This window comes from Caldinitratiruptor microaerophilus (genome assembly GCF_025999835.1).
Classification (GTDB): Bacteria; Bacillota; Sulfobacillia; order Symbiobacteriales; family ZC4RG38; genus Caldinitratiruptor; species Caldinitratiruptor microaerophilus.
Map to the genome: position 1 here is coordinate 1,775,822 of NZ_AP025628.1, position 14,259 is coordinate 1,790,080.

The window sequence follows — 14,259 nt, forward strand, 5'->3', positions numbered from 1 at the left end:
TACGGCCGCGCCCGGGCCGCGGACCTGGTCCGGCGACGGCCTTCACCCGTGTTCAAGCTGGAGCGTCTTTCGAAGCAGCCGGTCCTGAAGCCGATCCCGGAACATCCTTGGGAGAGCGCCGCCGTCTTCAACTGCGCTGCCATTTACTGGGAAGGCCGTATCCACCTGATCTACCGGGCGACCGACATCGGCCCGCACGCTCGTTACGGCAGGTACGTCTCCTCGCTCGGGTACGCCGTCAGTGACGACGGGCTGCACTTCAAGCGCCTCGACCGCCCGATCCTGCCTCCCGGCGAGGTCCCCCAGGAGCAGCGGGGCGCCGAGGATCCCCGCCTGGTGCGCCTGAACGGCAGCTTCTTCCTGGTGTACACAGCCTACGGGGGCCGCTTCGAGGGCGACTGGCGCATCTCGCTCGCCAGCTCCCGCGAGCTCACCCGCTGGCAGCGCCACGGGGTGGTGCTGGACGAGCCCAACAAGGACGCCTCGCTCTTCCCGGAGAAGGTGGGGGGCCGGTACGTGATGCTGCACCGCCGCTACCCGGACATCTGGGTGGGGTTCTCCGAGGATCTACGCCACTGGACGGACCACCAGTCGATCATGAGCCCGCGGCCGGGCATGTGGGACTCGGCCCGGATCGGCATCGCCGGTCCGCCCATCCGGGTGCGGCAGGGCTGGCTCCTCCTCTACCACGGCGCCGACCACGAGAACGTGTACCGCCTGGGCGCCGCCCTTCTGGACCCCCGGGACCCGACGCGGGTGCTCGCCCGCCAGGACGAGCCGATCCTCGAGCCCGAGCTCGAGTGGGAGCGCGAGGGCTGGGTGCCCAACGTGGTGTTCAGCGCCGGGCAGGCCGAGGTCGGTGACTCGATCTACGTCTACTACGGCGGCGCGGACACGGTGATCGGCGTGGCCAAGGTCGACCGCGACGCGATCCGCTTCTAGGCCGAGGGGGTGTCCCACCACCGCCGGGTGAGCCGCACCACGAGCGTCCCGCCGACGATCAGCACCACCGCCGCACCGGCGATCGCCGCCGGGAGCGCGCGCAGGGAGCGGGCCTCGACCACCAGGGCCTCCGGCCCGGACCCGAGCTCCGCCGCCGCTGCGGCCCAGCGCACGGTGGTCCCGCTGACCTCCCCCAGCGTGCTGCGGATCACCCGGCCGGGCACGGTGATCTCCCGCTCCAGCCGGACGGACCCGGCGACCCGCATGACCCACGGGCGGGCTTCCGACTCCAGAGGGCGCGGCAGCCGCTCCATCAGGTCGTCCAGGTCGAGCCCCCCGATCTCCTCCCGGTACTCCACCAGATCGTACAGCGGGTGACGGGTCACCCGGATCGTCCCGTCGCTGCCGCGGTTGAACTCGGCAACGCTGCGGTACCGGCGCCGGAGGATCAGGGCGACGGTGTCGCCCTCCTCCCGCCGGTCCAGCTTCCAGCCGAACCGCTCCACGGCGGACACGGCGTCGGCCCCGTCCCGCCAGAGCCGGGCCAGGGTCCCGGAGGCCACGAGCTCCCGCGTCTCCTCGACCTCGCCGCGGCCGGTGATGACGACCCGCCGGACCACCCGCAGCGATGGAGCCCCCTCCGGCGCGGCGAGCGAGGGCGCCGCCGCGCCGAGAGCCGTGAGCGCCAGCGCCAAGAGGGCCAGGAGCCGTCTCCCGGACGGCACCGCACGTCCCTCCTCCACCCGGTCTCCCCGCCTAGAGGCCGGCCAGATCGGCCACCCAGCCCAGGTCGAGCTCCTCCAGCCTGGCGCGGGTGGGCAGCCCCGTCGACGGGTCCCAGCCCGCCATGCCGTAGTAGAGGTCCAGCGCGCGCTCGATCTCGGCGCGGTCGAGCGCCACACCGTCGGAGGGCCCGCCCTTGAGCGGCTCGAACAGGCGATCCGGAAGCCGGTCGGCCTCCCGGCCGATCCCCTCCCGGGCGTTGAAGGCCCGCAGGAGGTTCAGCCTCCGCTCGCCGACCTTCATGATCTCCCACAGGCTGGTGTCCCAGCCCGTGGCGTAGCGCACCAGCTCCACCAGCTCGTTCGGGCCGTAAAGCTGCCAGGAGCTCCCCCAGACGAACTGGCAGACGCCGAAGGTGTCCAGCGCCGAGTAGTACACCTGGGTCCAGTAGCCGGCCCGCACCTTGGCCGGAGACAGGTCCTTGCCGTCCATCCGCTCCGTGATGCCCAGCGCCTCGAGACGCTGGCGGAAGATGGTGCCCGGCTTCGAGCGGTAGGCCGTGTCGTGCTCGGAGGACTGGTGGTCGGCGCCGAAGGGGTTGACGGCGTAGATGAGGCCCAGGGAGCGCTTGACCTGCGGCATGTGGGCGGGCAGTTCCTGGCCCTTCACCGTGACGGTCAGCTTCTCGGCCTCCGGGCCGAGGCTGCGGGCGGCGCGCAGGCTCCCCTCCGCCAGGAGGTTGCCCAACCGCCCCTCCCGGTGCGCCAGCATCTCGATGGCCTTGAGCATCGCCTGCGCGTTCCCGAAGCGCAGGCCGATCCCCTCGTCGTCGAGGAGCCCCTTCTCCGCCGCCTCCATCGCCCAGGCGATGGTGGCCCCGCAGGAGATGGAGTCGAGCCCGTACTTGTTGACGAGCTCGTTCGCCTTGCAGAGCGCCGCCAGGTCGGAGACCCCGCAGTACGAGCCGAAGGTGGCCAGGGTCTCGTACTCCGGGCCGCCGTACGTCTCGTCCACCTCGATCTCCGGGCTGTGGATCTCCACCACGCGCTTGCACTTCACCGTACAGGCGTAGCAGGTGTCGCGTTCCTTGAGGTACGTGGTGTAGAGGGTCTCGCCCGAGATCGCTTCGGCGCCCTCGAACACGCCCGAGGTGTAGTTGCGGGTGGGGAGGCCACCCTGGTAGTTCTGGGAGGTGACCACGCCCGCGGTGCCCAGGCGGCCGAACTCGACGATGCCGGGGTTCCGCTCCTGGAGCTCCTTGAAGCGGCGGGCCAGGGCCGCGAACTCCCTGGGCATGGCGGGCCTGGGCGGGTTCGTCCCCCGGACCGCGACGGCCTTCAGGTTCTTCGAGCCCATCACCGCCCCCATGCCGGTGCGGCCGTTCGCCCGGTTCGCCATGTTGATGATCGCGGCGTAGCGCACCAGGTTCTCGCCCGCCGGCCCGATCTGCGCGATCTGGACCTTCGGGTCACCCAGCTCCTTCTTGAGGATCGCCTCCACCTCGCCCGTGACCTTGCCCCAGAGGTGGCCGGCCGGCCGCAGCTCGGCCTCGCCGTCGTGCAGCCACAGGTAGACGGGCTCGGGCGCCCGCCCCAGGAACACGATCGCCTCCACGCCGGCGGCGCGCATCTCGGCCGGGAAGAAGCCTCCGGACTGGCTGTCGCCGATGGCGCCCGTGAGGGGCGACCGGGCCGAGACGCTGAGCCGGCTCTGACCGGAGATGGGCAGGCCGGTCAGCGGGCCGACCGCCCACACCAGCACGTTCTCAGGCCCCAGGGGGTCGGCGCCCCGGGGGATGTGCTTGAGCAACAGGTACGCCGCCAGGGCGCTGCCGCCGGGGTATTTGCGGAAGGTCGCCTCGTCGAGGGTTTCCTTCCACACCCGGGCGTGGGTGAGGTCCACGTACAGGATCGTCGCCTCGAGGCCCATGCCTTCGCCTCGCACCTCCTCGGGTCGTGCTCGGGAACTCCCGCGGTCCCTCTATTCGATTCCCTGTCAGCCCCGGGACCTCCTGTCGCCGGCGTACCGGCCGGCGCGACGACGTCCCGGGGGAGCCATGCGAGCCCGGAAACCGGTACCGGCCCCGGCGCCGCCATGGTACACTGCTGTGGGAGTGCGCCGGTCGGACAGGAGGTGTGGGAGGATGGGGTTCGACGGTCTCACCACGGCCGCCGTGGTCCGGGAGCTGCAGGCCGCCGTGGGCGCCCGCCTGACGCGGATCCACCAGCCCCGGCCCTTCGAGCTCACGCTGGGCCTGCACCTCCCACCCGGGACCGAGGCCCCGCCCGATCTCCTGCTCTCCTGTCATCCCCGCCACGCCCGGGCCCATCTGAGCCAGGCGGTCCGGCGCAATCCCCCCCGGCCTCCCGCCTTCGCCGCCCTCCTCCGCAGCCGGATCGGGGGCGGCCGCATCGAGCGCGTGCGGCAGCCGGGGCGGGAGCGGGTGATCTCGATCGACGTGAGCGCGCGGGACGACCTTGGCAACCCGGTCACCTACACGCTGGTGGCCGAACTCATGGGCCGAAATTCGAACGTCGTGCTGCTGGCGCCGGCGAGCGGGCCCGACGAGGACCCGCACGGGGCCGGCCGGCGGATCGTCGACGCGATCCGGCGCGCGGGCGCCGAGCAGAACGCCTACCGCACCGTGCTGCCCGGGCAGCCCTACGTGCCGCCCCCGCCGCCGGGCAAGCTCGACCCCCTGGCCCTCGACCCGGCGGCGCTCTCGGACCGCCTCCGCGCCGCGGACGCCGCCACGCCCGCCTGGCAGGCGGTGCTTGCCTGCGTCGACGGCATCGGCCCGCTCGCGGCGCGGGAGGTCGCCGCGCGCGCCGGGCTGGAGGGTGCCCCGGCCGGGGACCTCGACAAGGAGGGTGCCCGCCGCCTCGCGGCGGCGGCGGCCGCGCTCTGGCAGGAGGTGCTTGCCGGTGAGCCGCGCGGCTTTCTCCTCTACGACCCGGAAGGGCGCCTGGCCGACTTCGCCCCCTTCCGCCCGGTGACCTGGACGGGGCAGGTCCGGGCGATGCGGTCTCTCTCGGCGGCCCTGGACACGTTCTTCGCGCTCCGCGAGGAGGAGGAGCAGGTCCGGACGCTGGCTGCCGACCTGCGCCGCGCCCTCCTCGCGGCCCGGCAGCGCACCGCCCGCAAGGCCCAGGCGCAGGAGGCCGAGCTGGCCGAGGTGGGTGACCCGGAGCAGCTGCGCCGCTTTGGCGAGACGCTGCTCGCCCACCTGTGGCAGGTCCCCCGCGGCGCCGCCGAGGTGACGCTGCCCGACCTCTACGACCCGGCGGCGCCCCCCGTCCGGATCGCCCTCGACCCCGACAGGACGCCGGCGGAGAACGCGCAGGCGTACTTCCGCCGGTACCAGAAGGCCCGCAGCGCCCGGGACGCCATCGCCGCGCAGCTCGAGCGCAGCCGGGCCGCGCTGGCCCACCTCGAGGAGCTGGCGGCGCGCCTCGAGCAGGCGTCCTCCCTCCCCGATCTGGAGGCGATCCACCGGGAGCTCACGGCTGCCGGCCACCAGGCGACCGGCCGCGGCGCCGCGGGCGGGCCGGCCAAGGCCGCCCCGCCCCGCCCCAACGGGGCGAGCGGACCGCTCGTACTTCGGTCGCGGGACGGGCTGGAGATCTGGGTGGGCCGCAGCGGCCGCCAGAACGACGAGCTGACCCTGCGGCTCGCCGCCCCGACCGACGTGTGGTTGCACGCACAGAAGATCCCGGGGGCACACGTCATCCTGCGTGTGCCCCCGGGCACGGAGCCGACCGAACGGAGCCTCGAGGACGCCGCTGTGCTCGCGGCCTTCTTCTCCCGGGCCCGCCACTCGGCGAACGTCCCCGTCGACTACACCCTGTGCCGCCACGTGCGGAAGCCGCCGGGGGCCCGGCCGGGCATGGTGATCTATGAGCGGCAGCGCACCGTCCACGTGACCCCGGACCCCGAGCGCCACCCGATCCTCCGGCAGTTGCCGGAGGAAGCGCCTCAGTCGCCGGAACGCCCGGACACGGCCTCCGGGTAGCGCCCGTCCCGGACCACGTCCCGCCGCTCGCGCCGCGCCACGCCCGTGGCGTAGGCCGCCTCGATCACGGCCTGGCTCACGGCGTCCACCACCCGGCGGTTGAAGACGCTGGGGATGATGTATTCCTCGGACAGCTCGGCGTCGCTCACGACCCCGGCGATGGCGCGGGCGGCCGCCAGCTTCATCTCCTCGTTGATGGTGCGGGCCCGGCAGTCGAGCGCCCCCCGGAAGATGCCGGGGAAGCAGAGCAGGTTGTTCACCTGGTTCGGGTAGTCGCTGCGCCCCGTCGCCAGCACCCGCACGTGCGGGGCGGCCACCTCGGGCTCGATCTCCGGTTCGGGGTTGGCCATCGCGAAGACGATGGGGTCCTTGGCCATGCGCCGGAGGTGCCCCACGTTGAGCACCCCGGGGCCCGACACCCCGACGAACACGTCGGCCCCGTCGATCGCGTCCGCCAGGTTGCCCGTGATCCCCTCCGGATTCGTGTGCTGGGCGATCCACGTCCACATCGGGTTCTGCGGGTACTCCTTGCCCCGCTCGATGATCCCCATGCGGTCAACGCCGATCACGTTCTGCACGCCGGCCTCGAGCAGGAGCCGGATGACCGCCGACCCGGCGGCGCCGATCCCCACCACTACCACCTTCAGGTCCTCCAGGCGCTTGCCCACCAGCTTCACGGCGTTCAGGAGCCCCGCCAGGACGACCACGGCCGTGCCGTGCTGGTCGTCGTGGAAGACCGGGATGTCCAGTTCCTCTTTCAGCCGCTCCTCGATGTAGAAGCAGCGCGGCGAGGAGATGTCCTCGAGGTTAATGCCGCCGAAGCCGGGGGCCAGGCGCTTCACGATCTGGACGATCTCGTCGGGGTCCTTCGTGTCCAGGCAGATGGGCACGGCGTCCACGTTGGCGAACTGCTTGAACAGCATCGCCTTGCCCTCCATCACCGGGAGGGCGGCCGCCGGGCCGATGTCCCCGAGCCCCAGCACCGCGGTGCCGTCGGTGACGACGGCGACCGTGTTGCGCTTCATCGTGAGGGAGAACACCTTGGCAGGGTCCTGGTGGATGGCCTGGCACACCCGCGCCACGCCGGGCGTGTACACCATGGACAGGTCGTCCCGGTTCTTCACCGGGATCTTGGGCGTGACCTCGATCTTGCCGCCGAGATGGGCAAGGAAGACGCGGTCGGAGACGTTGATGACCCGGACGCCGGGCAGCGCCGAGACCGCAGCCACCACGCGCTCGCCCTGGTCGGGGCTGTCCACCCCGACGGTCACGTCGCGGACAACCGACTCCTTGCCGGCCTGGATGAGGTCGACGGCCATGATGTCCCCGCCGGCGGCACCGATGGCCGTGGCCACATAGCCGAAAATGCTGTGCGTGTTCTTGATCTCGAGTCGCAGGATGAGCCGAATCCCGCCTGCTCGCTCGAAGGCCAAGGCATGAGCCCCCTCGGTGGGAACCGAATCCGTGGACTGGCCGGACGATCGTTCACGGACCGATTCTACCTCAGGCAAAACCTGTTTGTCATCGGGGAGGGTCACGGTTGGCCGGCCCTCCCGAACTCGCGCTTATCCCGGCCGGCGACCCGCCCGGGAGGCCCGAGCCGGCTCACCGGCCCTGCCTGTTCGGGCAGTCCGCACGTTTTGACGGTAGCGACATAACATGGTGACCGACAACACACGGGACCCCTGCAGCTCTCCTGCGAACACCGAAAGGCGGGGTCATGCGTGACGGTCACCGCTCCAGTGCTCTTCCTGCTCCTCCTGGGCGCCCTCGGGCTCGCGCTGGCGGCCGGGGCGGCCCCGGGTCACCTCTGGCTCCCCGTCCTCCAGGCGGTCTACGCGCGGTACCGGAGGCGCCTCTCGGGGAACAACCGCCTCTCCGTGCTCCTGCGGGGCCGGCGCGTGATTCTCCTGTTCTCCCCCGGCTGCCCGCCAGGGCGCTGCCTCGAACTGGCCCGGGCGATGGGCGCCCGGGACTCTCGCTTCCTGCCCCTGGTTCACGGCGTGGCCTGCCGCCTCCCCTCCCGGGCTTTGCGCCGCGTCCCCGGTGGCCTGGCGATCTCGGAGGCCCGGGCGCGGGCCGATACCCGGGCGATGCTCGTCCACGTGGAGGACGACGTCCCGATCTTCGCCTCGGACCTTCCGTTCCTGGACTGGCTGTGCCGCCGCCGCACCCTGTCCGGGCAGCAGGTACCGTGGGGCGTGGAGCGCATCGAGGCCCCCGCCGCCTGGCCCCAATCCCGGGGTGAGGGCGTGCGGGTGGCCGTGATGGACACGGGGATCGACCTGCGCCATCCGGACCTCCAGGACCGCCTGCGGCCGGGCTACAACGCGCTGCGGCCGGGCAGCCGTCCTCAGGACGACAACGGCCACGGGACCCACGTCGCCGGGACCGTGGCCGCCACCGACAACGGGATCGGGGTGGTGGGCGTTGCCCCCCGCGCCCTCCTGCACCCCGTCAAGGTGCTCGACCGGTGGGGCAGCGGTCTCCTGTCGGACCTGGTCGAGGGCATGCGCTGGTGCGCGGAGAACGGCATGCAGGTCGTGAACATGAGCTTCGGCACGACCCAGGACAGCCGTACCCTGCGCGAGGCGGTCCGCCGCCTCCGCGACGCCGGCGCCGTGATCGTCGCGGCGGCCGGCAACGAGGGCCCGCCCGGCGAGGGTCAGCGCTCGAGCGTCACCTATCCCGCCCGCTACCCGGAGGTCATCGCGGTGAGCGCGGTGGATGTGGAGGACCACACCGCCCGCTTCAGCAGCCGCGGGCCCGAGGTGGACGTGGCGGCGCCGGGCGTCGGCATTCCCTCCACCTGGCCCGGGGGACGGTACCGCTCGCTGAGCGGCACCTCGATGGCCGCCCCGCATGTGTCGGGGGTGGCCGCCCTCGTGCTGGCGGCCGGGGGCGACCTGTCTCCGGACGAGGTGCGGGCCCGAATCACCGGCACGGCAGAGGATCTCGGCCTGCCCCCGGCCGAACAGGGTGCCGGGCTCGTGAACGCCCGCCGGGCGGTGGCCGGGTAACGATCCCCCCGGAGGACGCGCAGAGGCGAGACCCGCTGCCGCAGGGGCGCGGGTCTCGCCTTTCCGTCACCTCAGTGCTGATGGTGCTGGACGGCCTGGCGCAGGGCGGAGATGAACATCGACTCGGGTACCCGGCCTTCGAACGAATGCACGTGATCGCCGACCTTGATGATCGTCTTGGGGACGGCGTACACGCTGTGTTCCCGCGAGTAGTCGGGGAACTCGGCGGCGTCGATCATCGCCCCGCGGATGCGAGGGTTCACCATGGCCGCCATGTGAGCCATGCGCACGGCATGGGGGCAGTGCGGTCAGGTGGGGGTCGTGAACACCTCCAGGACCACGTCCTGCTGGATCGCCTGGATCGCCGCCCGGCCCTGCTGGCTCAGGTCGTCCTTGCCGGTCGACAGGTCGACGATGTCCTCCAGGAGCGGCATGAACTCCCGGCCCAGCGGGGCCCCGTAGAAGCGGATCCCGCGGTCGCGCCCCTCGGGGTCCAGCAGCAGGAGCGCCGGAAGGCGGTCGATCACGTACTGCGCTGCCTCCGGGCTGCCCGCCGCGTACTCCTCGAAGGAAAGCTTGTCGGTCAGCTCGGCCAGCTCGCCCATGAGCTCCCGGGTGGCATCCACGTACGGGTTCCCGCCGCCGGGCTCGGCGACCAGGATGGCCTTCACCGGCCGCTGGAGCTGCCCGAAGTAGGCCCGGACCTGGTTCTTGTTCGCCTCGGTCATGATCGGCACCGGCAACACCTCCTCTGCCTCGTGATCACCGGTGCCCACGGAGGATGGCCCACGCCCTCCCCCGGCCGCGACCGAGCCCCGGCTTGCCCTTCACCCTATCACCGGGGCGCGGGGCTGTCAAGGCGCGCCACCACCGCGTCGCCCATCTCCGCGGTGGACACCAGCCGCGTGCCCTCCTCGCGGATGTCGGGGGTCCGGTAGCCGTCCCTCAACGCCGCCGCCACGGCGGCCTGCACGGCGTCCGCCGCCCCGGGTTGGTCCAGCGAGTACCGCAGGAGCATCTCGACGCAGAGGATCGCCGCCAGCGGGTTGGCCACGCCCTTGCCCGCGATGTCCGGGGCGGTACCGTGGATGGGCTCGTAGAGCCCCGCGCGGCCGCTGCCCAGGCTGGCGGACGGCAACAGGCCGATGGACCCCGCCAGGGTCGAGGCTTCGTCCGTCAGTATGTCCCCGAACGTGTTCTCCGTCACGATGACGTCGAACTGGCGCGGGTTCCGGATGAGCTGCATGGCACAGTTGTCCACGTACATGTGGCTCAGCTGCACATCGGGGTACTCCCGGGCCACCTCTTCCGCCAGCTCGCGCCAGCGGCGGGAGGTCGCCATCACGTTCGCCTTGTCGACCGAGACCACCCGTCCCCGGCGCCGGCGGGCCGCCTGCAGCGCCACGTGGAGGACACGGCGGATCTCCGCGTCCGTGTAGACGCAGGTGTCGATCGTCCGGTCCCCGTCCCGGCCCTTGGGCTGGCCGAAGTACAGGCCGCCCGTCAGCTCGCGGACGATCAGGATGTCGACGCCACCCTCCAAGATCTCCGGCCGGAGAGGCGAGGTGTGCAGGAGCGGCTCCCACGTGACCACGGGCCGCAGGTTGGCGAAGAGGTCGAGTTCCTTGCGCAGACCGAGGATCCCGCGCTCGGGGCGCTTCTCGAGCGGGAGGTGGTCCCACTTGTCCCCCCCCACCGCGCCGAAGAGGATGGCGTCCGCCCAGCGGGCGAGTTCGAGGGTTTCCGGGGGCAGCGGGTCGCCGGTCGCATCGTACGCCGCCCCGCCGACCAGGCCCTCGCGGACCTCGAACGAGAGCCCGTGGCGCTCGCCGACGGCGCGGAGGACCTTGAGCGCCTCCGCCGTGACCTCGGGGCCGATGCCGTCGCCGGGCAGGACCGCAATCCGGTACGTCTGAGTCATGTGCGAAGCCTCCTGCAAGATGGCGGCTGATAGGATGGATACCAGTCTCTTGCCCATTCGGCAGCGCGGGCGCGGTTCCTCCCGCGGACGAACCCCGCCGGGGCCCAGATGGACGGTCCCGCGTTCCCCCCAGTGAACCTCCAGTGGACGACCGGTTCGGACTGACCCCGGCCCGCCAGAATGAGCAGAAGCCTCATGCCGCACGAAGAACCGATCGGCCGGTCCCTCCGGGGACCGGCCTGGTGGATCGCGTTCCTCCGGCCTTCGGCGGGCCGTCTTCAGTCCGCTGCGGCGCTGCTCGAGGAGCTCGACGAGCTGGAATCCGACTTGGACCCGGAGCTCGTGTTCCCCCACTTCTTGCCCACGCCGTGGTGGCCGTTCTCCAGGCCGTGGGCCGCGAACACGGAGATCAGCTTCCGCGCCCCGACGTGCCCGCACTGGGGGCACTTCCGGCCGGCGCCGTCCTCATCGAAGCGGCACAGCTCCTCGAATACGTGGCCGCAGTTCTCACACCGGAACTCGTAGATCGGCACCCTCGTCCCCCCTCCTGCATCGGGCCTTGCCGGCCGCGGCATGTACCTGGAATGGAATGATAGGCAGCTAGCACTCGCTCGTCAAGAGTGCTAACGGGAGCAGGCTTCGGGATGGCCCGACCCGGGCAGATACCCAGGTGCTGGGTCTATTGGCTTGATATCCCTCAAAGAGGCAAGAAGTGCGACTCGGGAAAAACCGCTGTGTTGCACCGATTGCCCCTTAGGGGCCCGCGCGCAGGCGGGAGGGAGACATAACATTGGATTTAGGTCGACCTGCAGCCCCCACCAGGTCGGTTTCGACCGCGCGGCCGGGCTCGTGAGCCGGCGGTGGGGCAAGAAATGCTCCATGAAGCCGCGGGCTTCATGGCACGGAATGCCTCTCGGCCCGACAAGCGAAACGCTGTACCGCCACGGGGAACACGACGGCGGCGGCGGGGAAGCGCGGGGTCACGCCCCCTCCCCGGCTCCGCGCGCGCTTGCCAGGAGTTCGAGGCCCTGCGGACCGTACCCGGATCGGCGAAGGACCGGGTGGCGATCGCCCTGACCCCGGCCCGCGCCCGGGGGACACCACCCCGGCCGCGAGGGGGCGAGAGTCGGCGACCATCCCCGCCCGCCCTCGCCGGGGTCCCGGGCGGCGACCGAGAACGTGGCGACCGGAGCGGCCGGAGGGGCAATCCGCGAAGGGAATCCCGCCTTCCGGGCACTCACCCAAGCGGAACCGACGGGACCAGCACCTTCTCCTCCATGACGTCCAGGAGCCCGGCAGGCGTGAGCCGCACACGCGGGAGGAAGTCGCCGGTGAGGAAGCTCAGGGAGTACAACACGTCGTTGTGGGGGTAGCCGCGGCGCACCAGCCGCTCCCGGAGGGCGCGCTCGGCCTCGACCAGCACCGCGAACGGCTGCGGGCTCATGTACGCCGAGACGGTGAGGGGGAACTCCCAGGCCACCTCGCCCGCCTCGACCACCACGAAGCCGCCCCCGAGTTCCACCACCCGCCGCGCGGCGAGCGCCATGGCCCTCGGGTCCCGTCCCAGCGACAGCACCCCCCGGGCCACGGTGTAGGTCGTGGCGAAACCCTCGACCTCGCCCAGCCCCGCGACCAGCGCCCGGGCGAGGCGGCCGCCCCGCTGGTCGAACAGCGCCGCGTGCAGGAGGCCGGGCCTGCCGGACAGGTCCACACGGCCGTCCTGCCGGGGCACGTCCACGTCGATCCGCCGCGTGATCACCGCGTTCGTGTGGTCGATCACCGGCACCGGCCCGGCGTCCGGGGCGGGGACGGCGTGCAGGTCGGGGCGGGCCACGCGCTCCGCCGGGGGCAGCGGGTTCACGGCGCAGCAGCGCGCCCACGCTTCCCCGGGCGGCAGGGCGGCGGTGAGCCGGCCCTCCTCCGCCACCACCTGCCCGGCCGCCAGCACCCGGACGGGTCGGAAGGTCTCGAGGTCGGGCAGGAGCAACAGGTCGGCCCGGCGGCCCGGAGCCACGCCGCCGATGTCCCCTTCCGCCCCGTAGTACGTCGCCGGGTTGCGGGTCGCCATCTGGAGCGCCCGCACCGGGGGGACGCCGGCCTTGACCGCGATCCGCAGCATCTCGTCCAGGTGGCCGTGTTCGGCGATGAAGGCCGGCGTGGAGCCGTCGGTGGTGAACATGAGGCGGGCGGTGTCCACGCCTGCTTCGGTGACTGCCCGGATCACCTCGGGGAGGTCGGGGCGCAGGGAGGAGTGGCGCAGCATGACCCACAGGCCCACCCGGAGGCGGTCGACCACTTCCTGGGCCCGGATGGGCTCGTGGTCCGAGGTGATGCCGGAGGCCACCAGGGCGGAGAGCCGCTCGGCGGAGGCGCCGGACAGGTGCCCCTCCACCCGCTTGCCCAGCCGCAGCGCCGCCTGGGCCGCGCCCAGGAGGGGCGGGTCGCCCCGGTACTGCAGGGGCCAGCGCCCGTACTCCATCATCCCGGCGGTCTGCGCGTGCCCGAGGCGGCCCCGGACTTCGTCCGGCGGGAACAGCGGCCGGCCGGCCGTCGCCGGGGCAGCCCGGGCGAGCCAGCGCAGGTACACGGGAAGCTCCTTCGCCACGTCCGCCGCGGCCCCGATCCCGGGCGCGCCGTGGTAGACCAGGATCATGTCGTCCGCGAAGTGCGCCGTGGTGCCCCGCGGGAGCGTGCCCTCCACGAGGCCGGTGGGCGTGTACAGGACAAAGGGGTGTGCGTGAGGCTCCACGAGGCCCGGCGCCAGGATGAGCCCCTCGGCGTCCAGCACCTGCGTGTGGGGACCCACGCCGGTCAGGCGGGAGCCCACGTACGCGATGCGCCCACGGTAGATGGCCACGTGGGCGGGATGCAGTTCGCCCGAGTAGACGTTCGCCAGGGTGGCGCCGCGGATCACGAGATCCGCCGGCCGCTCTCCCCTGGCGACCTGCATCAGGGCGCGCCGCTCGTCGAGGGTGAGCATCTCCTCCCTCCTCGCGAACAGGTTGTGGGGCTATTGTACCATAGTCGAAAGAATGGCCAATCCCCGAGAGCGCGACGGACGCCCTACCCCTTGGGCCTCACGAGCGGCAGGCCCTGCCGGCAGAGCGGACAGTCCGCCGGCAGCCAGGACGGGATGTCGAGGGTGATCAGGGCGTGCATGGGCACGCCGAAGTCGACCGCCCCGGAGGAGCGGTCGGCGATGACGCTCACCCCGACTGGCACGCCGCCGGCCTCCCGGACGACCGCCAGCACCTTCTCCACGCTGCCGCCGGTCGTGACCGCGTCCTCCACCACGAGCACCCGTTCCCCGGGCCGGAGGCGGAAGCCGCGGCGCAGCGCCATCGAGCCGTCCCCGGCCTTCTCGGCGAACATCGCCCGGGCGCCCAGGTGCCGGGCGACCTCGTAGGCGAGGATGACGCCCCCCATGGCCGGCCCGATCACGGTCTCGACCGCCGCCTCCCGGAAGGGCTCGGCCATCGCCCGGCAGAGCCGCTCGGCGACAGGCGGGAACTGCAGGGCCTGGGAGAAGAGGAGGAACTGGCCGGAATGGCGCCCGGAGGTCAGGAGGAAGTGTCCCTCCATCAGCGTGCCGGTCTCCCGGAGGATCTGGAGCACCTCGTCGCGCTCCAGCGGCATGGCCA

General features: G+C 72.3%; 11 protein-coding genes and 1 pseudogene. 3 read left to right on the top strand and 9 right to left on the bottom strand.

Annotated elements, in window-relative coordinates; translation table 11 throughout:
- Positions 1-48 precede the first annotated feature (48 nt).
- Positions 49-942, top strand: coding sequence for a glycoside hydrolase family 130 protein (locus tag caldi_RS08650; RefSeq protein ID WP_264844678.1), 894 nt, complete (start codon positions 49-51; stop codon positions 940-942).
- Here caldi_RS08650 and caldi_RS08655 read toward each other — a convergent pair.
- Together caldi_RS08655 and caldi_RS08660 are read right to left on the bottom strand one after the other, a co-directional pair.
- Positions 939-1,667: a hypothetical protein gene (locus caldi_RS08655; RefSeq protein ID WP_264844679.1), complete on the bottom strand. Its 729-nt coding sequence runs from the start codon at positions 1,665-1,667 to the stop codon at positions 939-941. The genes caldi_RS08650 and caldi_RS08655 overlap by 4 nt on opposite strands.
- Before the next feature lie 31 nt (positions 1,668-1,698).
- Entirely contained in the window at positions 1,699-3,594 is a 1,896-nt protein-coding gene (locus tag caldi_RS08660) for an aldehyde ferredoxin oxidoreductase family protein (protein WP_264844680.1), read from the bottom strand.
- 214 nt (positions 3,595-3,808) lie between these two features.
- Here caldi_RS08660 and caldi_RS08665 point away from each other — a divergent pair, with 214 nt between their 5' ends.
- Positions 3,809-5,677, top strand: a complete 1,869-nt coding sequence (locus caldi_RS08665) for an Rqc2 family fibronectin-binding protein (protein WP_264844681.1) — start codon at positions 3,809-3,811, stop codon at positions 5,675-5,677.
- On the opposite strand, the gene caldi_RS08670 is transcribed toward caldi_RS08665, so the two are convergent.
- Entirely contained in the window at positions 5,641-7,110 is a 1,470-nt protein-coding gene (locus caldi_RS08670; protein ID WP_264844682.1) for an NAD-dependent malic enzyme, read from the bottom strand. The genes caldi_RS08665 and caldi_RS08670 overlap by 37 nt on opposite strands.
- 291 nt (positions 7,111-7,401) lie before the next feature.
- Here caldi_RS08670 and caldi_RS08675 point away from each other — a divergent pair, with 291 nt between their 5' ends.
- Complete coding sequence (locus tag caldi_RS08675; protein WP_264844683.1) at positions 7,402-8,697, top strand: S8 family peptidase; 1,296 nt, start codon at positions 7,402-7,404, stop codon at positions 8,695-8,697.
- A 71-nt stretch (positions 8,698-8,768) separates the two neighbouring features.
- Here the strand turns inward: caldi_RS08675 and caldi_RS08680 are convergent.
- From caldi_RS08680 to pyrE, 6 genes and pseudogenes are all read right to left on the bottom strand, one after another.
- A pseudogene (locus tag caldi_RS08680) lies at positions 8,769-8,993 on the bottom strand (thioredoxin family protein); the annotation flags it as partial.
- Between the two features lie 12 nt (positions 8,994-9,005).
- Positions 9,006-9,434 carry a hypothetical protein gene (locus tag caldi_RS08685; RefSeq protein WP_264844684.1) on the bottom strand — a complete coding sequence of 143 codons (429 nt, stop codon included), beginning with the start codon at positions 9,432-9,434 and terminating at the stop codon, positions 9,006-9,008.
- A gap of 98 nt (positions 9,435-9,532) precedes the next feature.
- A complete protein-coding gene (leuB, locus tag caldi_RS08690; RefSeq protein ID WP_264844685.1) occupies positions 9,533-10,618 on the bottom strand; it encodes a 3-isopropylmalate dehydrogenase in 1,086 nt (361 codons plus the stop codon).
- Positions 10,619-10,896: 278 nt separating this feature from the next.
- Positions 10,897-11,151: an FmdB family zinc ribbon protein gene (locus caldi_RS08695; RefSeq protein ID WP_264844686.1), complete on the bottom strand. Its 255-nt coding sequence runs from the start codon at positions 11,149-11,151 to the stop codon at positions 10,897-10,899.
- 704 nt (positions 11,152-11,855) lie between these two features.
- Positions 11,856-13,598, bottom strand: coding sequence for an adenine deaminase C-terminal domain-containing protein (locus caldi_RS08700; protein WP_264844687.1), 1,743 nt, complete (start codon positions 13,596-13,598; stop codon positions 11,856-11,858).
- Between the two features lie 83 nt (positions 13,599-13,681).
- Entirely contained in the window at positions 13,682-14,254 is a 573-nt protein-coding gene (pyrE, locus tag caldi_RS08705) for an orotate phosphoribosyltransferase (protein ID WP_264844688.1), read from the bottom strand.
- Positions 14,255-14,259: the final 5 nt, after the last annotated feature.